This is a genomic window from Kitasatospora sp. NPDC057512, assembly GCF_042802135.1.
In the GTDB taxonomy this organism is placed as follows: Bacteria; Actinomycetota; Actinomycetes; order Streptomycetales; family Streptomycetaceae; genus Kitasatospora.
In genome coordinates, this window is sequence record NZ_JBHVET010000028.1 from 1 (window position 1) to 19252 (window position 19252).

Sequence of the window (19252 nt, forward strand, 5' to 3'; positions counted from 1 at the left end):
GCTTGGAAGACCGCCCCGAAGCCGAAGCAGACGGTCGCGACCAAGGCGGTGGTGAGTCCCAGCAGCATGCCTCTCCCAGCCTCCCGGGGCAGCGTCGATCCACCACCAGTCTGGGCCCGGGGGGACGGGGTCGCACGGGTGGAGCGGGTGGGACGGGAGCGGGAGCGGGGTCGGTCGGGAGCGGGCGGGCACGGCTGGGCCCGCCGGGTGGACCCGGGCGGCGCGCGGTTTGCCGACGGACGGTGTCGCGTCATCCCTGATCCATGATTCAGCACGCCATGCCGCTCACCGCATCCGGCCTGAAGATCGACTGGGCCAGGATGCCGACCTACAACACGATCATGTCGGTGGCCGCCGGCGCCGGACTCCTGCTGGTGGTCGCCCTGGGGCGCCGGCTCCTCGTCCAGGGGCGCAGCACCGCGCTCGACGGCTGGGCGCTGGCGTTCGGGGCCCTCGGGTTCACGCTCGTCACCACCGGCCTGCACATGACCCTGACCTGGCCGCTGGCCGGGCAGGGGTTCCCGTTCGACAACGTCATCTTCGGCGAACCCGCCCTGGCCTTCGGCGTCTTCCTGCTGACCGCCTCCTTCTACCTCTGGAAGCGCGGCAGCGAACTCCTCGCGGCGGACGGCCTCGACCGGACCGTCCGGGTGGCCGCGCCGATCTCGGTGTTCGTCTTCGGCATGGGGCTCGCCTGCTTCGGCATCGCCGCCGCGGGCTGGAAGTACACGCTCTTCGCCGCCCCGCCGGAGGAGCCGATCTCCGGGGAGTTCTCGGACTGGCCGTGGCTGGAGGCGAGCTTCATGTCCGGGCTGTACGTGCTGGTCGGCATCGGGGCGCTGCTCTTCCCCTTCGCGCTGCGGGACCCCCGGCGGTGGATGAGCCCGGTGATCGGCGTCGTGTGGGGGCTGGCCGGCCTCGCCTTCCTGGCGTTCGGCGGGCTGAACTACTTCACCCACATCGGGCTCATCGTCAACACCATGTGACCGGCGGCGGGTGTGGCCGGGGGCGCCCCGTCACGGCCGGACGGCCACCCCCGCGTACAGCGAGACCTCCTCGGCGGCGACGGGGGCCTCGTCGGGCGACGGCCGCCACTGCGCGATCGGGACGAGCCCCGGCTCCAGGAGGGTCCAGCCGTCGAAGAAGCGGGCGATCCGCAGCCGGGTGCGGGCCTGGGCCGCGGTGCCGGCCGCCTCGTAGATCCGGGTCAGTGTGGCGATGTCCTCGGGTGCGAACTCGGGGCTGACGTGGGTCATCACCAGGGCGCTGCCCGGAACGAGGGCGGACTTGAGGTGCTCGACCAGCCCGTACGCGCCGTGGGCGTCGGGGACGAAGTGGAGCAGGGCGTTGAGGGAGAGCGCGACCGGGCGGGACAGGTCGAGGGTCTCCCGCAGGCCGGGGGCGGCGAGCAGCCGGGCCGGGTCGGTGGCGTCGGCCTCGACGTAGGCGGTGCGTCCCTCGGGGGTGCCGGTGAGCAGGGCCTGGGCGTGCGAGAGCACGATCGGGTCGTTGTCGACGTAGACCACCCGGGCCTCCGGCCGGACGCCCTGGGCGACCTCGTGCAGGTTGGGCGAGGTGGGGATGCCGGTGCCGATGTCGAGGAACTGGTCGAAGCCGAGCTCGGCGAGCGCGCGGGTCGAACGCTGCATGAAGGAGCGGTTGACGCGGGCGGCGGCGCGCAGCCAGGGCGCGACGGCGAGGGCGTGTCCGGCGGCCTCGCGGTCGGCGGCGAAGTTGGTGAACCCGCCGAGGAAGTAGTCGTACATCCGGGCCGAGTGCGGAACGTTGAGCCGCAGGTCCACCCCGTCGTAGCGACCCATCGTGTTCTCCCCCCGGTGCCGTGCCCGATCGATCCTCCCCGCCCACGATAGGCGCGGCTCCTCGTGTTCCGAACAGCTTCCGGGCATTCCAACCAACCACTGGTTCCCATGAGATGACAATCTGTATTCGGATTGCAGCCTGGAGTGACAGGCCTGATGGAATGAGGATGGGCGCAGACAGCCCGACCCTCGGGTGGCCCGATGCGCAGCCGACGGCCACGGAAAGCAGGCTCGATGACGATCGACAGGGGCGCCCCGGCGCGCAGGCACCGGGGTGGAACGGCCGTGGCGTACCTCCGCGGGACGGCGGCGGAGCCGACGGCCGACACCGACCCCGGACTCCGCTCCGACCCGGAACTTCGCCTGGGCCTCCCCTACGCGGCCTTCTGCGAGACGCACGAACCCGCCTGGCGCGCCCTGGCCCTGACCCGGATAGGCAGCCAGTCCGACGCGGAGCTGGTGGTCTCGGCGGTGAAGGCCGACCTGGCCCGCTGCTGGCCGCAGGTGCTCCGGTTCGAGGAACCGGCCGCGTACGCCTGGCGGTTGGCCAGTCGGCACGTCGCGGACTGGGTGGCCTCCGAGGAGCCGGTCGAGGTGGAGGCGGTCACCTTCGCGGCCGTGATCGGCGCCTTCAAGCAGGTGGCGAAGGGACTGCTGCACAGCGAGGCGGACGAGGTGCGGCTGTACGCGGCGATCCTCGAACTGCCCGACCGGCAGCGGGACGTGGTGATCCTGCGGTACCTGCTCGGCCTGCACGTCAAGGTGATCGCGGCGTACCTGGGGCGGCCGGCGGCGACGGTGCACTCCAACCTCCGGCACGCCCGGGAGAGGCTGGCCCGCCGGCTCGGGGTGGGCGAACTCCCGGACGGCGGCGGCGAGCTGTGAACGCGGCACCGGAGGACCGGGCCCCGGACGGACCGGGCCGGGCCGACGGCGGGCGCACGGTGTTCCGCGTCCCTCGGCCCGAACGCGCCCATGCGGAGCGGATCGCCGCCGTGCGCCGGGCACAGCTCACGGCCGCGCCCGCGCACCTGCCCTCGGAGCACGAGCAGGCCGCGTTCGAACTCGGCCTGGTGGTGGCCCTGGTGCTGGGCGCGCCGGACGCCTCGCGCGGACTCGACCTGCTGGTGAACGCGCGCCGGATCCAGCCGGAGGGGGCCGAGGTGTTCGGCGCGCTGCTGTACGCGACCGGCAAGGAGGAGGGCGCCGAGTTCTGGTGGCGCTTCGCGGCCGGCTCGGGCAGCGGGACGGCCGCGTACTGCCTGCACCTGCACCACCTGATGCTCGGCGAGAGCGACGACGCCGACTACTGGCGGGCCTGGTCGGACCAGCTGGCCACGGCCGAACGGACCCCCGGGCCACGGGACTTGCGGATGAACCGGCCGCTGCTGCCGGACGACGTGCGGCGCGACATCCTCTCCCGGGTGCACCACGGGCTGGCCCCGCAGCTGCCGCCCGCCCTGGTCGCGGTGATCGACCGCCTGCCGGTCCAGGACGGCGGCGAGGAGGAGGTGCCGAGCCCCTGGGGGCTCACCTCGGGGGCGACCTCCGCCTGTTCCTGGGAGGACCTTCCGTGGGAGCCGGAGGATGATCACGACGCCCCGTGGGGGTGAGCGCCGCACGGGCCGCCGTGATCATCCCTTCAGGTGAGCACGGACAGCCGGGCGACGACGGCCGGGTCGCGCCCGCTGCCGGCCTCGGTCCGCTCCCCCGCCGGGGCGGTGTGCCGCACGACGTAGTGGTGCGGTGCCATCGCGGTGTCGCGTCCGGGCAGGGCGGCGACCACCGCACGGTGGGCCTCGACCGGGCCGAACGAGGGGTCACCGGTGGCCAGCTCCACCACCAACTTCCCTTCCTCCTCGGAGAGTCGGTGCTCCCCGAGGGCGGTCCGCAGCAGTTCGCGGACGGCCCTGAGGTCGATCCAGGCGCCGTCGATCAGCCGCCATTCGCCGCTCCGGCCGCCCCCCGGCGGGCCGAGCACGGCGGGCAGGTCGGACAGCAGCACCGGGCCCTCGGCGGCGGCCGCGAGCAGGGCCGGCAGGGCCCGGGCGAAGCCCTCGGCCTCCTCGGGGTCGAGCACCTGGGGGCAGGCGACCAGGGCGAAGTCGAGGCTGCCGGTGATCCGCAGGATGGTGAACATCAGCCGGACCGGCAGCGGCGGGGCGGGCAGTACGGTGAGTTCGGGGTCGACGGCCGAGGCCGGCTGGGCGTCGGCGACGGCGGCCGGGATGGTGAGGCTCAGGTCGTTGACGACCACCTGGCGGGAGAACCGGGCCCCGCGCAGGTGGGCGGCGTCGTCCACCAGCTGCCAGACCTGCTGGGCGTCCAGGGTGCTGTGCCAGTAGGCGCTCAGCGAGGCGGACTTGGCGCGGCCGATCAGCTGGTCGAGGTCGGCCGCGCCGGTGTCGAGGAGGATCAGCGCGTCCTGCGCGAGGGTGCCCACGTGGTCGATCAGCGCGGCGCGCTGGCGGTTGGCGGAGAGCGCCGAGAGCACCAACTCGCGGCGGCCGGAACGGTGGGCGACCAGCGCGGCGAAGGCGGCGAGCAGGACGACCGACGGGCTGGCGCCGGTGCGCCGGCAGACGGCGGCGAGGTGGTCCGCGGCGGTGCGCGAGCGGACCAGCAGGGCGCCGTGACCTCCGGGCGGGCCGGTGATCCGCGCGTCGGCGAAGACGACCTGCGGGCCGGTGGTCAGGATCCGGGCCCAGTGCCGCAGCGCTGCCGCGGCCCTGCGGCGGCCCTGGGCGCTCTGCTCCGCGACGGCGACCTGCAGCGGGGTCGGCGCGGTGACCGGCGGCAGCTCCTTCCCGGCGGCGAGGGCGTGCCAGTCCTGGATCAGCACCGCGGTGGCGGCGCCGTCGGCACCCGCGTGGCAGACCACGGCGACCAGCCGCAGCAGCCGCTCGCCCGCGGCGACCATGGTGAACCGGACCCGCGGCGGCGCGTCGAGGGGCACCGGGACGGCGACGTCCGCCCGGCCCAACTCGGCTGCCAGAACGTCCAGTTCGGCATCACTCCGGCCGCCGGCCTCGACCACCGTGACGGCGAACCGGCCGTTCCGGTGCACCACCTGGCGGTCCGGGAAACCGTCCGGGCCGGAGCCCGCGGGGAAGGAGGTCCGCAGCGACTCGTGCCGTTCGACCAGCAGGCGCAGGGCGACCAGCCCGGCGGGGACCGAGACGCCGTCGGGCACCGGCCAGACGGAGTCCCTGTTGATCCCCTCGGGCGCGTCGCGCCGGATGCAGAGGACCATGTTGTCCTGGCCCCGGGTGAGCGGGCCGGAGCCGCCGCCCTCGGCGGCGTACCGGACGGTGATCCGCCTGGGGGCCGGTGTCGTGCCGCGCGGTGTCGCGCCGAGTGACGTCGGATCGTTCGGTGGGGCGTCGTGCGGTGTCACGTCGTACGCGCCTTTCGGCTCGCCGGGGAGGACCGGGGAGGGTTCGGCAGGGGGTGTGATCGGGACGCTACCAGCGCCCTCGTGAGCTGGTCCAGACCAAACCTCGATGGGCTCGATCGGTCCTCAATTTTCTTTCCACACACGGCAGTTGACATGTATCGGCGATTTTCCGAGGGCCGCCACAGCAGCCCGGAACGGCTCCGCCACGGGAACGTCGCGGAGCCGGGACGGGCCGGCGCCGAGCCCGCCCGGGTCAGCCACCAGCACCGGCGAGGGGCCGCCCACGGGCACGCCGAAGGACTGCGCGAGCCGCCCGCCGTACGCCTTGACGCAGGCCTCGCGGCGGCACCACAGGGTGGTGAACCGCGCCGCCCGCTCAGCCGGTTCGACGGGCTCGGCGACGAACCGCGCCTCCTCGAACGGGAACCAGCGGGCGGCCATCCGCTCCGCCGTCCGGGGGTCGTGGAGCCGCTCGACGTCGACGCCGACCGCCCGCCCCTCGGCGAGGGCCAGCACCGCGAACGCCTCCGAGGCCGACCAGCTGACCCGCAGGCCGCCGGCCTCCGCGGGCTCGGGCTTGCCGTGCGGACCGTACCGCCAGACCAGTGCGGCCGGGGGCAGGCCGAGCCGGGCGGCGACCAGCCGCCGGACGGCACCGCGCACCACGGTGAAGCGCTCGCACGCCCCGGGCTCCATCCGCGCCGCCCGGGCGCGTTCGTCCGGGTCGAGCAACGGCCACAACTCGGCAGCGGGCAGAGCTGGTTGACGCGTATCGATCAGCCAGAGGTCGATCGCCGTCACGGCAGGGCCAGCGTGCTGAGCACGCCGAGCCGGCGGTCGTACCCGGCCAGCAGCGCGGGCCGGCCGTCCGCCCGCCACCGCGGGAGGTGGTCGGCCAGCTCCGCCCAGAGTCCGGTGAACGGCTGGGCCGGCGGGGGCTCCTCGGCACCGAAGCCGGGGCCGAGCAGGAGCGCCGCCTCCGCCCCGAGTTCCTCGGCCTCGGCCCGGGCCGCTTCCGCCGGGCGGGCCTCGCCGCGGGTCTGCCGGACGGCCAGACCGTCGCCGGGGGCCTCCTCGCAGACCAGCACCACCACCGCGTGCCGCTCCGGCAACGGCACCGGCCCGGCTGGTTCGTAGTGCAGCGCGCTCTGTTCGGCGAGCACCACCACGGCCCGGCGGCACGTGCCGGTGCGCTGGTGGGCGGCGGCCAGCCGCAGGGCGGTGAAGGCCGCCGCGCCGCCCTGGTCGCAGACCGCGTAGGAGAGCGGGCTCCCCGGCACGGACCGGCGGAGCGCCAGCGAGGACGGCGCGCCGGGCCGGACGTCCGGGGTGTCGAAGGCCAGGATCAGCAGGTCCGCCGGCTCGTCCTCGGCCAGCGCCTCGCGCAGCGGTCCGGCGGCCAGCTCCTCGTAGGAGTGGCCGACGCCCTCGCCCAGCAGGTCCTCGCGCAGCGGCAGGCCGTAGGGGCGGACGAGGTCGGAGACGAAGACCCGCAGGTCCGGGTCGAGCGAGGTCTCCGAGCGGCCGTCGGAGCGGCGGGCGAGCACCCGGGTGATCCGCAGGCCGGTGGGACCGGGGGCCACCCGGTCAGTCCTCGGGGATGACGTGCCCGGCGACGTACTCGGCCAGCCTGGTGACCGACCGCAGGTCGTCCTCGGTGATCTGCTCGACGTCCACCTGGATGTCGAGCGACTCCTCCAGCTCCAGGATCAGCTCGATGGTGCCGGCCGAGGTGAGGCCGAGGTCGTCGAAGAGGCAGGCGTCCTGCGGGATCTCGGGCAGTTCGCGCTTGAGGACGCGCGGCAGGAGCTCGCCGATGCCGTGCAGGATGCGCTCGCGCAGTTCGGGGTCGGTGGTCTGGACCGCGGCTTCTGACATGGGTGTCCCGTCCCGTCGTACGTGGGATGTGTGCTCCGGGGCTTGCAGGCGCCCCGGGGCTCTGGGGTGGCGTGGGGAATACGGCGTCGCTGTGCGGACGACGGCCGCCGGGGGAGCCGGCGGGCCGTCAGTACCGCATGGCCATCGCGGAGAACGTGGCTCCGACACCGGCGGCGGCGATCAGGTAGTGGTCGCCGCGGCGGAGCAGCCCCCGCGTGGTGGCGGTGTGGAGATTGATGAGGCTGTCTGAGGCGAAACTGTGCCCGACCGACCGCACGTTGTCCAGCACGACTTTCTCGACCGGATAGCCGATCCGGCGCGCGATCATCCGCCAGGACGCCTGGTTGACGTTGTGCGGCAGGATCGCGGCCAGGTCGGAGAGGTCCAGACCGGCCTGGTCCAGGGCGGCCTCGATCGCCTCCACCATCACGTTCGGGTACTCGCGCTGGTAGCGGGCGAGCAGGTCCGGGTCCTCGGCCAGCCGGCCGTCGAACTCCGGGCGTTGGCGCACCGCGAAGGAGAGCATCCGGTGGCGCTCGCCGTCGGCGCTGACCAGGCAGGCGGCCGCGCCCTCGGCGAAGATGCCGGTCTCGGGCACCACCTGGGCGTCCCGGGTGAAGGTCTTCTCGCCGGTCAGCACCAGGGCGAGCGCCGCCGGGTCGGGTTCGGTCGCGAGCAGCCGGCCGGCCAGGTCGATGGCCAGCAGGCCCACCGCGCAGGCGTGGTGGGTCACCGTGAAGGCGTTGGCGTGCGCCAGTCCACGGGTTTCGAGCAGGTCGTGCAGCGGGTTGAGCGGATGGGGCACCGCCACCGGCATGCTGCGGGCGTGGATCACGAAACGGACGTCGTGTTCGCGTCCGCGCAGCTCCGGCAGGTTGTCCAGGGCGGCGTCGAGCAGGTCGGGCAGCGTCCCGGTCGGGTCCAGACACAGCTGGTCCAGGCCGTGGAAGCGGCGGAAGAGACGGAGTTGACGTGGGGTCAGGCCGATGCGCTCGCCCACCGCCTCGATGGGAACGGCGTGTGGGGGGAGGTGGACGGCCACTGCCTCCAGTGCGGTCACCCGGGCTAGTATTCCGACGCCCGCCGGGTCGCACAAGTGATCTCGGGCCCTCCGTCGTCGCCGCCGCTCCCCGGAAGCCGCCAACCGCGCTCCGGCGCGGCCGCGTTCACCCCCGTGCCGTCGAGCAGGTGGGAGATCTCTCATGTCGAATCCTGAACCCCGCCACCCCGACGCCCCGTTGAGCCCGGAGCTGGTGGCCCTGCTGGTCGAGGCGGCCGGCGCGCCGCCCGACTGGGCGCGCCACGTCACCCCGGACGCCCGACTGGACGGCGACCTGCTGTTGGACGAGGACGAACTCGCCCACCTGTCCCTACGGCTGCGTGAGCGCTTCGGTCCGCGGGCCGACCTGGCCGCGCTGCGCGCCGGGCTGGACCTGGCCGCCCTGGAGGCCCTGACCGTCGCCGACCTGCGGCGGCTGCTCCCCGAGGAGGACGCGCGATGACCCGGTTCCTGCTGGTGATGCCGCCGTTGACCGGCCACGTCAACCCGGCCGCGGGCATCGCCGCCGAGTTGACCGCACGCGGCCACCAGGTCGCCTGGACCGGCACCGAGTCGGTGCTGCGCCCGCTGCTCGGCCCGCACGCCGAGGTACTCGGCACCGGCACCCGGGCGTTCCGGGCCCAGGGCGGGCACGGGCTGGCCGCGCTGCGCACGCTCTGGGAGGGCTTCATCGTCCCGTACGCGCGGTTCACCGCGAAGCCGTTGGACGCGATCGTGCGGGAGTGGCGGCCGGACGTCCTGCTGGTCGACCAGCACACCCCGGCGGGCGCGCTGGTCGCGCACCGGCACGGGCTGCCATGGGCGTCCTTCGCACCGGGAGCGATGGAACTGGGGCGCCCCTACCGGGCGTTGCCGCAGGTCGAGGCCTGGATGGCGGGACTGCTGCGCGGGCTGTGGGAGCGCGCCGCGCTGCCCCCGGAGGAGTACCTGGACCCGCGCTTCTCCCCCGCCCTGGTGCTGGCGACCACCGGTCCGGCACTGACCGGCTCGACCCCGCCGCCGGAGCACGCGCTGGTCGGCCCGGTGCTGTCGGTACGGCCGCACGACCCGGACTTCCCGTGGGAGCAGCTGCTGCCCGGCCGGCGGAGGGTGCTGGTCACCATGGGCACGCTGGCCGGCGAGCTGGGCGCGGACTTCCTGGCCCGGTCCGTCCGGGCGCTGGAGCTGTGCGGCGACGACGTGCAGCCGGTGTTCGCCGCGCCGCGCGGGCTGCTGCCCGAACTCCCCTCCAGGGCCGTGGCGGTGGAGCGGGCGCCGGTGCTGGAGCTGATGGCGCGCGGCGAGCTGGACGCGGTGCTCTGCCACGGCGGGATGAACACCGTCGGCGAGGCACTGGCGCACGGCCTGCCGCTGGTCGCCGCGCCGATCCGGCACGACCAGCCGGTCGTGGCCGGCCAGGTGGCGGCGGCGGGCGCGGGACTTCGGGTGCCGTTCGCGCGCGTCACGCCGGAACGGCTGGCGGGCGCGCTGCGGGCCGTACTCGACTCCACGGAGTACCGGCGGCGGGCGGTTCAGGTCGGCGCGGACCTGCTGGCCGGGGGCGGTGCGGTGGCCGCGGCGGACCGGCTGGCGGCGCTCCGCCGAACCGGCCCGCACCGGCGCCCTGTAGCAGACCGGGAGAACGGACGTCCATTGGTCTAGGCCATTGTTTCCGGGGTGGGGTTCGCCCTAGGGTGTCGCAGCAGCACCGCCCTCCGCAGGTGCCGAGCCCCGCCTTCCCAGGTGCCGTGGCAGCCCATCCCCGCACGGGAGTTCCCGTTGATCGAGACCACGGGACTGCGCAAGTCCTACCGCAAGAAGACCTCCCGCCGCAGCGGCGGCGACGCCACCGTCGACGCCGTCCGCGGCATCGACCTGTCGGTCGACGCCGGCGAGATCTACGGCTTCCTCGGCCCCAACGGCGCCGGGAAGACCACCACCCTGCGCATGCTGGCCACCCTGATCCGCCCCGACGGCGGACAGGCCGTCATCGCCGGGGCCGACCTGTTCACCGACCCCGCCGGGGTCCGCCGCCGGATCGGCTACGTCGCCCAGGGCGGCGGCACCACCGACAACGTCAGCGCCCGCGAGGAGCTGGTGCTCCAGGCCCGGATGTACGGCGCGGCCAAGGCGCAGGCCGTCCAGGCCGCCGCGGACGCGCTCAAGGCCTTCGACCTGACCGAGTTCGGCGACCGCCCGTGCGCCACCTACTCCGGCGGCCAGCGCCGCCGGGTGGACATCGCGCTCGGGGTGATCCACCAGCCGCGGGTGCTGTTCCTGGACGAGCCCACGGTCGGGCTGGACCCGGCCAGCCGGGCGTACGTCTGGGAGGAGATCCGGCGGCTGCGCACCGAGGGCATGACGGTGGTCGTCACCACCCACTACCTGGACGAGGCCGACGCGCTCTGCGACCGGGTCGCCATCGTCGACCACGGCCAGGTGGTGGCCGAGGGCACCCCCGAGGCGCTCAAGCGCGAGATCTCCGGCGACGTCGTCCTGGTCGGACTGGAGGCCGCGGAGGCCGCCTTCGAGCGCGCGGCCGCGGTGCTGCGCCCGCAGCCGTACCTGCACCGGCTGGAGCAGAACGGCGACGAGGGGCTGCGGCTGTACCTGGAGGACGGCGCCGCCGCCATCCCCCAGCTGCTGCGCGCCCTGGACGCGGCGGGCCTGACGCCCGGCACCGTGCAGCTCCAACGGCCCAGCCTGGACGACGTGTTCCTGGCCCGCACCGGCCGCTCGCTGCGGCAGTCCTGACCCCGCACCGGCCGCTCGCCGAGCAGTCCTGCCCCCGCCCCATCCGGACCCGCACACCTCCCTGGGGAGACCGTGAAGCTCGCCCGCGACACCTGGCTGGTCTTCCAGCGCCAGCTGCTGCTCATGATCCGCACCCCGATCTGGATCGCCGTCGGCATCATCCAGCCCGTCTTCTACCTCCTGCTGTTCGCCCCGCTGCTGAAGAAGGTGCTCGCCCCGGAGGGCGCGAGCAGCTACGCCGACGCCTACCAGGTGTACGTACCGGGCCTGTTGGCGGTGCTGTGCATCTTCGGCGGGCTGTACACCGGCTTCAGCCTGCTCGGCGAGCTCAGGGCCGGCATCATCGAGCGCTCCCGGGTGACCCCGGTGAGCCGGCTGGCGCTGCTGATCGGGCGGGCGATGCGGGAGATGGTGGCGCTGCTGGTGCAGGCCGTCCTGATCACCCTGATCGCGCTGCCGTTCGGGCTGCGGGTGAGCCCGCTGAACCTGCTGCTCGCCTACCTGCTGCTGGGCCTGCTGGCGCTGATGACCTCGGCCATCTCCTTCGGCATCGCGCTGATGGTGCCGACCGACGCGGCGATGTCGCCGGTCGTCAACACCATCGCGCAGCCGATCGCGCTGCTGTCCGGGGTGCTGCTGCCGCTCACCCTGGCGCCGGAGTGGCTGCAGCAGGCGGCCAAATGGAACCCCTTCTACTGGGCGGTGGAGGGCATGCGCGCGCTGTTCTCCGGGCACGCCGGGGACAGCGTGGTCTGGCAGGGGCTGCTGGTCGTCGCGGTGATGACCGTCCTGGCGGTGTACTGGTCGGCCCGGCTGTTCTCCACCCGGGTGCGCTGACGGACGACCCGGAGGGGCCCGGCTCGCGGTGAGCCGGGCCCCTCCGTCGTCCCCGTCGCGGCCTCAGGCGGTCAGGAAGGCCGCCAGCTTCGCCACGCCGTCGATGATCTGCGCCTGCGTCAGCGAGCTGACGGACAGCCGCAGCCGGTGCTCGCCGCCGCCCGCCGGGTAGAACGGCGCCATCGGCGTCCAGAGCACCCCGTGGTCGCGGGCGCAGCGCTCCATGGCCGCCTCGTCGGCGACGAACGGCACCGTCAGCACGGCGAAGAAGCCGCCGTCCGGCCGGGTCCAGGAGATGCCCAGCCTGCGCCGTACGGAGGCCGGGAAGTGCCGGTCCAGCTCCCGCAGCAGGGTGTCCATGCCCGCCGCGTAGTGGGCCGTGGCAGGGGCGTTGGCGGCCCGCAGACGGCAGTCGTGGGTCAGCAGCATGCCGCCGATGACGGCCTGGCTGAGCGCGGGCGTGTTGACCGTCGTCATGCTCTTCAACTTGGCCAGCTCGTCCGCGAGCAGGCTGCGCCGCCCGTCGGGGCCGACCACCTCCTGATCGGCGACCACGTAGCCGAGGCGGGCCCCGGGGAAGCAGGTCTTGGCGAACGAGCCCAGGTAGACGACCTGGCGGCGGCGGTCCAGCGCCTTGAGGGTGGGCCGCTGCCCCGGGGTGCGGGAGAAGAAGCCGTACGGGTTGTCCTCGACGACGAGCACGCCCTCCTCGGCCGCGGCCTCCAGCAGCCCGGTGCGGGCCGCGACCGGCATGCTGGTGCCGGAGGGGTTGGCGAAGTCCGGGACGACGTAGAGGGCGCGCGGACGGCGCCCCTCGGCCCGCACCGCGCGGGCGGCGGCGCGGACCGCCGCCGGGTCGGGCCCGCCGTCCGGGCCCTCGGGGACGGGGCGGACGGTCAGGTCGAGCAGCCGGGCGGCGCCGGTGACGCCGACGTAGCAGGGCGAGCTCACCAGCAGGACGTCGTCCGGGCCGGCGCACAGGGCGCGCAGCGTCAGCAGCATGCCCTCCTGGGCGCCGACGGTGACCACCACGGCCCCGGGGTCGACGGTCAGGCCCTCGTCATTGGCGAGCGCGCGGGCGACCAGCTCGTTGATCAGGCCCTTGGTCGGCCCGTACTGGAACAGCGCGGTGCGCACCGCGTCCCGGCCGAGGCCGCGGTCGGCCAGGTGGGCGAGGTAGGTCTCCAGGTACGCCGGGATGTCCTCGGGCTCGAAGAAGCCCTCGTAGGGGCGGCCCGGAGCGAAGGAGACGGCCTCCGGGTAGCGGGTGGTGACCTCGTTGAGGAAGGTCATCGCGTCCAGCAGCGGATCGGCCAGGGAGGCGTGCAGGTCGTCCAGTCGGAGGTGCGCCGCGGCGCCTCCCGGAGCGGGAGGAACCGTCACCGCAGCGCCTCCCGGAGACACCCGGCCGCGAAGGCCTGGGCCTCGGCGGCGTCGTCCAGGGTGCCGGTCATGGCGAAGAAGCCGTGCGGCATGCCCGGGTAGCGGCGCGACACCACCGGGACCCCGGCGGCGCGCAGCGCCTCGGCGTACTGCTCGCCCTCGTCCCGCAGCGGGTCGTACTCGGCGGTCAGCACGGTCGCGGGCGGCAGGCCGGCCAGGGTGGCGGCGCGCAGCGGGGAGGCGTACGGGCTGGCCCCGTCGCCCCGGTCGGCCAGGTAGTGCCCCCAGTACCAGTCCACCGAGCGGCGGTTGAACAGTGCCGGGTCGTCGTGTTCGCGCAGCGACGGGGTGTCGGCGCCGTGGTCGGTGTTGGGGTAGACCAGCAGCTGGTGGCGCAGGGCGGGACCGCCCTCGGCGCGCAGCAGGAGGGTGAGCGCGGCGGCGAGGTTGCCGCCGGCGCTGTCACCGCCGACCGCGATCCGGTCCGGGTCGACGCCGAACGCCTCGGCCCGTTCGACCAGTTGCCGCAGCGCGGCGCGGCTGTCGTGGAGCGCCGCGGGGAAGGGGTGCTCGGGGGCGAGCCGGTAGCCGACGGAGGCGGTGACGCAGCCGACGGCGTTGGTGAGCCGGCGGCAGATCGCGTCGCTGGTGTCCGGCGAACCGAGCGTCCAGCCGCCGCCGAACAGGTAGAGCAGGGCGGGCAGTCGGCGGCCGGGAGCCTCGGGGCGGTAGAGCCGCAGGGCGAGTTCGCCGCCGGGGCCGGGGATGCGGTGCTCCTCGACGGCGGCGACCGGCTCGGGCGTGCCGGCCGCCGCGCGGATGTCCGCGAGGTCGGCGGCACGGGCCTCGGCGAGGGTGAGGGTGTAGAGCGGCGGGGTACCGCTGCTCGCGCGCCGGGCGCGCAGCGCCTCGGCCTGGGGGTGCAGGGGCATGGGCGGATCCGTTCGGTGCGCGGGGCTCGGCGGCGGGTTCAGCAGTCTGCCTCGACGTACACGGTCTCGTCGGTGCGGAAGGCCGTGTCGAGGTCGGCGACGTCCGGACGGGCGCCCTGCCGGTAGGCGCGTTGACGGATGCCGTCGGGGTCGAAGCCGGCCCGGATGAGGACGTGCCGCAACTCGTCCAGGTCGTAGATCCACTGGTGCCCGAAGTACCGGAAGATCTGGTTCACCAGGAAGGCGGGGCGCTCGGGCATCGGCGGGCCGAAGCCGAGCGTGGTCAGCCGGCGCCGGTGCTTGCCGAGGAAGCCGTCGCCGGTAGCGTAGCCGACCAGGTAGCGGGCGAGGTCGGGGGTGGTCAGGCGCAGGACGCCGCCGGGGCGCAGCACCCTGCGGGCCTCGCGCAGCCAGCCGACGGCGACGGGCATGGTGACGTGCTCGATCAGGTGCTCGGCGTACACCCAGTCGACGCTGGCGTCGGCGAAGGGCAGCGGTTCGGAGATGTCGAGCTGCGTGAACCAGCGGTCGCCGTCGACCCGGTAGAGGGTGCCGGGCACGGTGGCGGCGTCGGGGCTGCGCAGGGTGGCGAGGTCGGTGCCGAGGCCCTCCGGGTGGGCGGTCCGGAAGGCGGCGAACTCGATTCCGGCGATGCCGAGTTCGCGCAGGCCCTGGCGGTCGCGCGGCAGCCCGCCGGGGTGCGCTTCGAGCGTGTCGCAGGTGGCGACCTGCTCGCTGAAGGCGTCCAGCCGGGGAGCCAGCCCGTCCGGGTCGTCCCAGTCCCAGCCCGGGAATCGTTCGCTCTGCTCGGTCATGTGTCGGACCTCCATGGGGGAGAACGCGGTTCGGTTACGGCGCGGTTCAACGGCCGCGCGGGGCTCGGGGCCTGCCGGCCGTACGGGCGGTGGCTGCCCACCCCTCCGCGTGGCGCCCGAACATCTCCTGACCCTCCGTCAAGGTGCATTCGGCACCGCTGCCGCCTTCGATGAAATCCGAGATTTCCGGTGGGGGTTGGGCGTGCGCCGCACGCTCGATCCCGGCCAGCGTGAGAAGTCCCACGGGCATTCCTCGTTCCAGGGCGGCCACACGCGGGCCGGTCCTGCTTCGGCAGCGTAGGAGCAACGACCACATTGGTATAGACCTTGATTTGACCAAACGTCTGTGCCATGGTCTGGCCACGGAATTGGCCGTTCGGATTTGTTAACGGCGTTCATGTCAAATCCCCTCACTTGTGTGGAGCCGCGTTGACCGGCTTTTTCCCCTCCGTACTTCCGCCTGCCCTCCTGCCGCACTCCGACGCCCCGGACTCCTGGGTCGACCGGCTGCTGCTGGCCGGCCCCGGCGGCGAGGAGTGCCTGCGCCTCGGCGCACCGCTCGACCGGGACGCCCTGCGCGCCCTGGTCGAGGAGCAGTCCGAGCGGCTGACGGCCGCCGGGCTCGGACCCGGCAGGACGGCGGCGCTGCGGCTGCCGCCCTCGGTGGCGTTCGTCGCGGTGCTGCTGGCATGCTGGCGCCTCGGTGCCCAAGTCGCGCTGCTCGACCACCGGTTGACCGACCATGAGATCGACGCGGCGGTGGCCCGGTTGGCCCCGCAGGTGCTGGTAGGCTCCGCCCATCGGTCGGCGGCGGCCCTGCGCGGCTTCTCCGAAGTCGAGCCGGTGGCCGTCACACTGGCGGACGGGCGCCCGGCCCGCACCGGACACGCGTTGATCCAGCTCAGCTCCGGATCCACCGGTCCGGCCAAGGTCATCGCCCGCACCGCGGCCGATCTGCTGCGCGAACTCGACTGCTACCACAGGCTGGTGGAGTTCCCCGGCGAGGGCGAGCGGGTCGTCCTGCTCTCCTCGGTGGTGCACGTGCTCGGCCTGGTCGGCGGGCTGCTCAACAGCCTGCACGCCCGGGTCGCGCTCACCGTGCCGGAGCGGATGACGGCGGCGGGCATCCTCGCCGAGGTCGCCGCGAGCGACCGGCCGACCACCGTGATCGGGGTGCCCTTCCACGCCGAACTGCTGGCGGGGGTGGTCGCTCCCCCGCCGCTGCCCCGGCTGCGGCGGATGGTCGTGGCGGGCGAACTCGTCCGCCCGGGACTGCCCGCGCTGTTCACCGAGCGGTACGGCGTCCCGCTCGGCACCATGTACGGCATGACCGAGACCGGGGTGATCGCCACCGACCTCTCCGGTACGCTCCACCCTGCCAAGCGGCCCGTGCACGGCATGGAACTCCGCCTGGTGAAGGGCGAGTTGCAGATCGGCACGAAGTCCTCCCCGTACCCCGGACTGGACGACCCGACCCGCTGGTCGGACGGCTGGCTGCACACCCGGGACGCGGCCGAGGTGACCGCCGACGGCCTGGTCACCGTGCTCGGCCGGCTGGACTCCCAGGTCTCGATCGGCGGCCTGAAGGTCGACCTCACCGAGGTCGAGCAGACGCTCACCGCACTGCCCGAGGTCCGCGAGGCCGTGGTGGTCTTCGACGGCGGCGCGATCGAGGCCTACCTGGCCACCGAACCCGGGGCCGACCTCTCCTCCGTCCAGGACGGGCTGGCCCGCCGCCTGGCCGCCTACAAGCGGCCGCGCCGGCTCGCCCGACTGGACCGGCTCCCCCGCACCGCCACCGGAAAGCTGCTGCGCGACCCGGCCGCCCTGCGCGCGACCGCCGGCTGACCGCTCCCACCGGCGCGCCGGCCGCACCCGGCCGCGCCCCGATCCCTTCGCACCACCACCCCGACAAGGAGCCCACCATGCAGGACCGCATCCGCGCCTTCGTCCTGGCGGCACTCGCCGAGATGCAGTACGACGTCTCCGAGGCCACCGGGGACACCGACCTCGGCCCGGCCGGGCTGGACCTCGAATCGCTCGCCCTGGCCGACCTGTCGGTGCAGGTCGAGGACGAGTTCGGGATCAAGTTCGACCTCGACGAGATGGAGACCACCGCGCTGATGACGCTGGACGAGTTCACCGGCGACGTCGCCCGCCGGGTCGACGCCCTCGCCGCCACCGCCGGAAGCGCCGCGTGACCGGCTCCCCGCTCCCCGACGCCCTGCCGGACCGGGCCGAGGTCCTGACCATGCTGGCGGCGTTCGGGCAGCGCGCCGTCGACACCGTGCCCGAGGACCTCGGATCGCTCGAACTCACCTGGCTCGTCGCCGAGTTCGAGCAGCGATACGGGATCCAGCTGGACCTGGACGACGACCGCTTCGGCGCGGTGCGCACCGTCGACGACGCCACCGGGCTGCTGCGCGAGGCCGTCCTCGCCGACCGCGCGGGCGCACGGCCGTGATCCCCGTGGGCGCGGGCTCCGGCCCGCCGGGCCGGACCGGCGGGCGGGCGGTGGTCACCGGCGTCGGGGTGCTCAGCGCCGCCGGGCGCGGGCTCGCCGCGCTGACCGAGGCCGCCACCCACGGCCAGGTCCTGTCCGGCCCGGTCACCCGCTTCGACGTGAGCGCCCGCCGCACCACCCGGGCCGCGCTGTTCCCCGACACCGTGCCCCTGGCCTGCACCTTCCCCCTGGCCAGGGCCGTGCTCGACGCGATCGGCCAGGCCTGCGGGCAGGCCGGGCTGACCGCCGCCGAGGGCGCCGGCCTGCCCGTCCTGCTCGCCCTGCACAGCGACGAGCGCACCCGGGCGACCGCCGACGCGGTGGCCGCCGGGGTCCGTTCCGGCTGGGGAGCGCCGGGTGTCACCCGGGTGTACAACGGCGCCTGCGTGGCCGCCTCGACCGCCGTCGCCGACGCGGCCGCCCTGGTCGCCTCCGGGCGGCACGAGCGGGTCCTGGTCGCGGCCGGGCACCTGGTCGGGCCGGGCGTCTTCGCGGTCTTCGACGCCGGACGAGCGCTGGCCCGGGACGGCGAGGCCCGCCCGTTCAGTGCCGGCCGCACCGGCACCGTGCTCGCCGACGCGGCCGCCGCCGTCCTGGTCGAGTCCGCCCCGGCCGCCGAACGGCGCGGCGCGCCCGCCCTCGCCCGGCTGGCCGGCTGGGGCCGGGCCGGGGACGCCCACCACGTCTGCCGCCCGGAACCGGAGGGCGACGGGACGGCCCGGGCGATCGGGGCCGCGCTCACCCGCGCGGGCGTCGATCCGGCCGAGGTCGGCTACGTCAACGCCAACGGCACCGGCTCCACCCTCGCCGACCGGGCCGAGGCCCGCGCCCTGCGGCGGGTGTTCGGCCCGCACACCGACCGCCTGCCGGTCAGCTCCAGCAAGTCCGTGCACGGGCACGCCCTGGAGGCCTCCGCGCTGCTCGAACTCGCCGTCACCATCGGCGCGTTGGGCACCGGCCTGCTCCCGGTCAACGCCGGCTGGCTCGGCCCGGACCCGGACCTCGCACTGGACCTCGTCCTGGACGGCCCGCGCGCCGCCAGGCCCCCGTACGCCCTCAGCCTCAACTCCGCCTTCGGCGGCGCCAACACCGCCCTCCTGCTGGCCCCGGGATGACCACCACCGCCATGACCACCGCCATGAGCACCCCTGCCGACCGCACCCGCGGACTGCGGATCCTCGCCGAGGCCCGCCGCCCCGCACCCGGCCTGGACGGGCCGCCGCCACCGCTGCCCGGCTTCGCCGCCTCCGCCTTCAACCCGCTGGTCGCCGACACCGCGGAGCGCTGCCTGCGCGCCCACCACGGCGAACCGCCCGCCCCCGGACGGACCGCCCTGCTGCTCGCCAGCGCGAGCGGCGACCTCGACACCGCGCGGGCCATCGAGCGCAGCGCCGAACCCGGACAGCGGACCGGCCCGCTGCTGTTCTTCCAGTCCAACCCCAACGCCGTCCTCGGGCACATCTCCGCGCGCTGGGGCCTGACCGGCCCGATCGTGGCGATCTGCCCGGCCGAGGCCGAACCCGGCCTGGTCCCGGCCGAGGCGTTCGAACTCGCCGCACTGCTGCTCCAGGACGGCGACGCCGACCGGGTGCTGGCCGTCGCCGTCGAGCAGACGCCCGACGGGGACCGGGCCGCGGCCGTCCTGCTCGCCGGTCCGGCGGCGGGGAACCGACCCGGCTGAACCCTCCGACCGGACCGAACCACGGCCCGCGCTGAACCCTCCGACCGCCCCCGGCCGTAGGAACCATCGAGGCCCGGCGCCTGACGCAGCCGCACCCGGCACACCAGCGCCCCGCCCGTTCCCGCCTCGCTCCCGCCACCAGGCACCCGGCACCCGGGCGACCGACCGCACGCAGCCCGCCACTCGCCGCACGCCACTCGCCGCACGCCGCCC

21 protein-coding genes are annotated in these 19252 nt (G+C 74.7%); 12 read left to right on the top strand and 9 right to left on the bottom strand.

Annotation, left to right across the window (positions count from 1 at the left end; genetic code table 11):
• Positions 1-263 precede the first annotated feature (263 nt).
• On the top strand, positions 264-986 hold the full coding sequence (locus ACFU6K_RS03770) for a DUF981 domain-containing protein (protein ID WP_380660695.1): 723 nt from the start codon (positions 264-266) through the stop codon (positions 984-986).
• A 30-nt stretch (positions 987-1016) separates the two neighbouring features.
• Here the strand turns inward: ACFU6K_RS03770 and ACFU6K_RS03775 are convergent, their stop codons facing one another.
• Positions 1017-1820, bottom strand: coding sequence for an SAM-dependent methyltransferase (locus ACFU6K_RS03775; RefSeq protein ID WP_380660696.1), 804 nt, complete (start codon positions 1818-1820; stop codon positions 1017-1019).
• Positions 1821-2105: 285 nt separating this feature from the next.
• On the opposite strand from ACFU6K_RS03775, the gene ACFU6K_RS03780 reads away from it, so the two are divergent.
• Positions 2106-2705, top strand: a complete 600-nt coding sequence (locus tag ACFU6K_RS03780) for an RNA polymerase sigma factor (RefSeq protein ID WP_380660697.1) — start codon at positions 2106-2108, stop codon at positions 2703-2705.
• Positions 2702-3433 carry a hypothetical protein gene (locus ACFU6K_RS03785; RefSeq protein ID WP_380660698.1) on the top strand — a complete coding sequence of 244 codons (732 nt, stop codon included), beginning with the start codon at positions 2702-2704 and terminating at the stop codon, positions 3431-3433. Before ACFU6K_RS03780 ends, ACFU6K_RS03785 begins: the two co-directional genes overlap by 4 nt.
• A 29-nt stretch (positions 3434-3462) precedes the next feature.
• On the opposite strand, the gene ACFU6K_RS03790 is transcribed toward ACFU6K_RS03785, so the two are convergent.
• The 5 genes from ACFU6K_RS03790 to ACFU6K_RS03810 form a co-directional block, all read right to left on the bottom strand.
• Positions 3463-5217 (bottom strand): condensation domain-containing protein, encoded by a 1755-nt coding sequence (locus tag ACFU6K_RS03790; RefSeq protein ID WP_380660699.1) that lies wholly within the window; start codon positions 5215-5217, stop codon positions 3463-3465.
• A gap of 123 nt (positions 5218-5340) precedes the next feature.
• Positions 5341-6018 (bottom strand): 4'-phosphopantetheinyl transferase family protein, encoded by a 678-nt coding sequence (locus ACFU6K_RS03795; RefSeq protein WP_380660700.1) that lies wholly within the window; start codon positions 6016-6018, stop codon positions 5341-5343.
• Complete coding sequence (locus ACFU6K_RS03800; RefSeq protein WP_380660701.1) at positions 6015-6800, bottom strand: hypothetical protein; 786 nt, start codon at positions 6798-6800, stop codon at positions 6015-6017. The genes ACFU6K_RS03795 and ACFU6K_RS03800 overlap by 4 nt, the downstream gene beginning before the upstream one ends.
• A gap of 4 nt (positions 6801-6804) precedes the next feature.
• On the bottom strand, positions 6805-7095 hold the full coding sequence (locus ACFU6K_RS03805) for a phosphopantetheine-binding protein (RefSeq protein ID WP_380660702.1): 291 nt from the start codon (positions 7093-7095) through the stop codon (positions 6805-6807).
• A 127-nt stretch (positions 7096-7222) separates the two neighbouring features.
• Entirely contained in the window at positions 7223-8155 is a 933-nt protein-coding gene (locus ACFU6K_RS03810) for a 3-oxoacyl-[acyl-carrier-protein] synthase III C-terminal domain-containing protein (RefSeq protein WP_380660703.1), read from the bottom strand.
• 142 nt (positions 8156-8297) lie between these two features.
• On the opposite strand from ACFU6K_RS03810, the gene ACFU6K_RS03815 reads away from it, so the two are divergent.
• The 4 genes from ACFU6K_RS03815 (at position 8298) to ACFU6K_RS03830 (ending at position 11725) form a co-directional block, all read left to right on the top strand.
• Positions 8298-8597 carry a hypothetical protein gene (locus ACFU6K_RS03815; protein ID WP_380660704.1) on the top strand — a complete coding sequence of 100 codons (300 nt, stop codon included), beginning with the start codon at positions 8298-8300 and terminating at the stop codon, positions 8595-8597.
• Positions 8594-9796: a glycosyltransferase gene (locus ACFU6K_RS03820; protein ID WP_380660705.1), complete on the top strand. Its 1203-nt coding sequence runs from the start codon at positions 8594-8596 to the stop codon at positions 9794-9796. Before ACFU6K_RS03815 ends, ACFU6K_RS03820 begins: the two co-directional genes overlap by 4 nt.
• Before the next feature lie 117 nt (positions 9797-9913).
• Positions 9914-10888 carry an ATP-binding cassette domain-containing protein gene (locus tag ACFU6K_RS03825; RefSeq protein ID WP_380660707.1) on the top strand — a complete coding sequence of 325 codons (975 nt, stop codon included), beginning with the start codon at positions 9914-9916 and terminating at the stop codon, positions 10886-10888.
• Positions 10889-10960: 72 nt separating this feature from the next.
• Positions 10961-11725 carry an ABC transporter permease gene (locus ACFU6K_RS03830; RefSeq protein WP_380660708.1) on the top strand — a complete coding sequence of 255 codons (765 nt, stop codon included), beginning with the start codon at positions 10961-10963 and terminating at the stop codon, positions 11723-11725.
• Between the two features lie 63 nt (positions 11726-11788).
• On the opposite strand, the gene ACFU6K_RS03835 is transcribed toward ACFU6K_RS03830, so the two are convergent.
• From ACFU6K_RS03835 to ACFU6K_RS03845, 3 genes are read right to left on the bottom strand one after another with little or no spacing between them, the layout of a single operon-like run.
• Entirely contained in the window at positions 11789-13108 is a 1320-nt protein-coding gene (locus tag ACFU6K_RS03835; protein WP_380660710.1) for a PLP-dependent aminotransferase family protein, read from the bottom strand.
• A complete protein-coding gene (locus tag ACFU6K_RS03840; RefSeq protein ID WP_380660711.1) occupies positions 13105-14040 on the bottom strand; it encodes an alpha/beta hydrolase in 936 nt (311 codons plus the stop codon). The genes ACFU6K_RS03835 and ACFU6K_RS03840 overlap by 4 nt, the downstream gene beginning before the upstream one ends.
• A 38-nt stretch (positions 14041-14078) precedes the next feature.
• A complete protein-coding gene (locus tag ACFU6K_RS03845) occupies positions 14079-14855 on the bottom strand; it encodes a class I SAM-dependent methyltransferase (protein ID WP_380660713.1) in 777 nt (258 codons plus the stop codon).
• A gap of 429 nt (positions 14856-15284) precedes the next feature.
• Between ACFU6K_RS03845 and ACFU6K_RS03850 the strand changes: the two genes are divergently transcribed.
• The 5 genes from ACFU6K_RS03850 (at position 15285) to ACFU6K_RS03870 (ending at position 19039) form a co-directional block, all read left to right on the top strand.
• Positions 15285-16703 (top strand): class I adenylate-forming enzyme family protein, encoded by a 1419-nt coding sequence (locus ACFU6K_RS03850; protein ID WP_380660714.1) that lies wholly within the window; start codon positions 15285-15287, stop codon positions 16701-16703.
• A 77-nt stretch (positions 16704-16780) separates the two neighbouring features.
• Positions 16781-17056: a phosphopantetheine-binding protein gene (locus tag ACFU6K_RS03855; protein WP_380660716.1), complete on the top strand. Its 276-nt coding sequence runs from the start codon at positions 16781-16783 to the stop codon at positions 17054-17056.
• Positions 17053-17319, top strand: a complete 267-nt coding sequence (locus ACFU6K_RS03860) for an acyl carrier protein (protein WP_380660717.1) — start codon at positions 17053-17055, stop codon at positions 17317-17319. Before ACFU6K_RS03855 ends, ACFU6K_RS03860 begins: the two co-directional genes overlap by 4 nt.
• Complete coding sequence (locus ACFU6K_RS03865; protein ID WP_380660719.1) at positions 17316-18473, top strand: beta-ketoacyl synthase N-terminal-like domain-containing protein; 1158 nt, start codon at positions 17316-17318, stop codon at positions 18471-18473. Before ACFU6K_RS03860 ends, ACFU6K_RS03865 begins: the two co-directional genes overlap by 4 nt.
• Positions 18470-19039 (top strand): beta-ketoacyl synthase N-terminal-like domain-containing protein, encoded by a 570-nt coding sequence (locus ACFU6K_RS03870; RefSeq protein WP_380660720.1) that lies wholly within the window; start codon positions 18470-18472, stop codon positions 19037-19039. The genes ACFU6K_RS03865 and ACFU6K_RS03870 overlap by 4 nt, the downstream gene beginning before the upstream one ends.
• The last annotated feature ends 213 nt before the right edge of the window (positions 19040-19252 follow it).

Bases quoted from the DNA above. Each gene is read 5' to 3' on its own strand.
- ACFU6K_RS03855 (WP_380660716.1), top strand. From the start codon at position 16,781: ATGCAGGACCGCATCCGCGCCTTCGTCCTGGCGGCACTCGCCGAGATG.
- ACFU6K_RS03805 (WP_380660702.1), bottom strand. From the start codon at position 7,095: ATGTCAGAAGCCGCGGTCCAGACCACCGACCCCGAACTGCGCGAGCGC.
- ACFU6K_RS03840 (WP_380660711.1), bottom strand. From the start codon at position 14,040: ATGCCCCTGCACCCCCAGGCCGAGGCGCTGCGCGCCCGGCGCGCGAGC.
- ACFU6K_RS03820 (WP_380660705.1), top strand. From the start codon at position 8,594: ATGACCCGGTTCCTGCTGGTGATGCCGCCGTTGACCGGCCACGTCAAC.
- ACFU6K_RS03870 (WP_380660720.1), top strand. From the start codon at position 18,470: ATGACCACCACCGCCATGACCACCGCCATGAGCACCCCTGCCGACCGC.
- ACFU6K_RS03815 (WP_380660704.1), top strand. From the start codon at position 8,298: ATGTCGAATCCTGAACCCCGCCACCCCGACGCCCCGTTGAGCCCGGAG.
- ACFU6K_RS03775 (WP_380660696.1), bottom strand. From the start codon at position 1,820: ATGGGTCGCTACGACGGGGTGGACCTGCGGCTCAACGTTCCGCACTCG.
- ACFU6K_RS03845 (WP_380660713.1), bottom strand. From the start codon at position 14,855: ATGACCGAGCAGAGCGAACGATTCCCGGGCTGGGACTGGGACGACCCG.
- ACFU6K_RS03770 (WP_380660695.1), top strand. From the start codon at position 264: ATGATTCAGCACGCCATGCCGCTCACCGCATCCGGCCTGAAGATCGAC.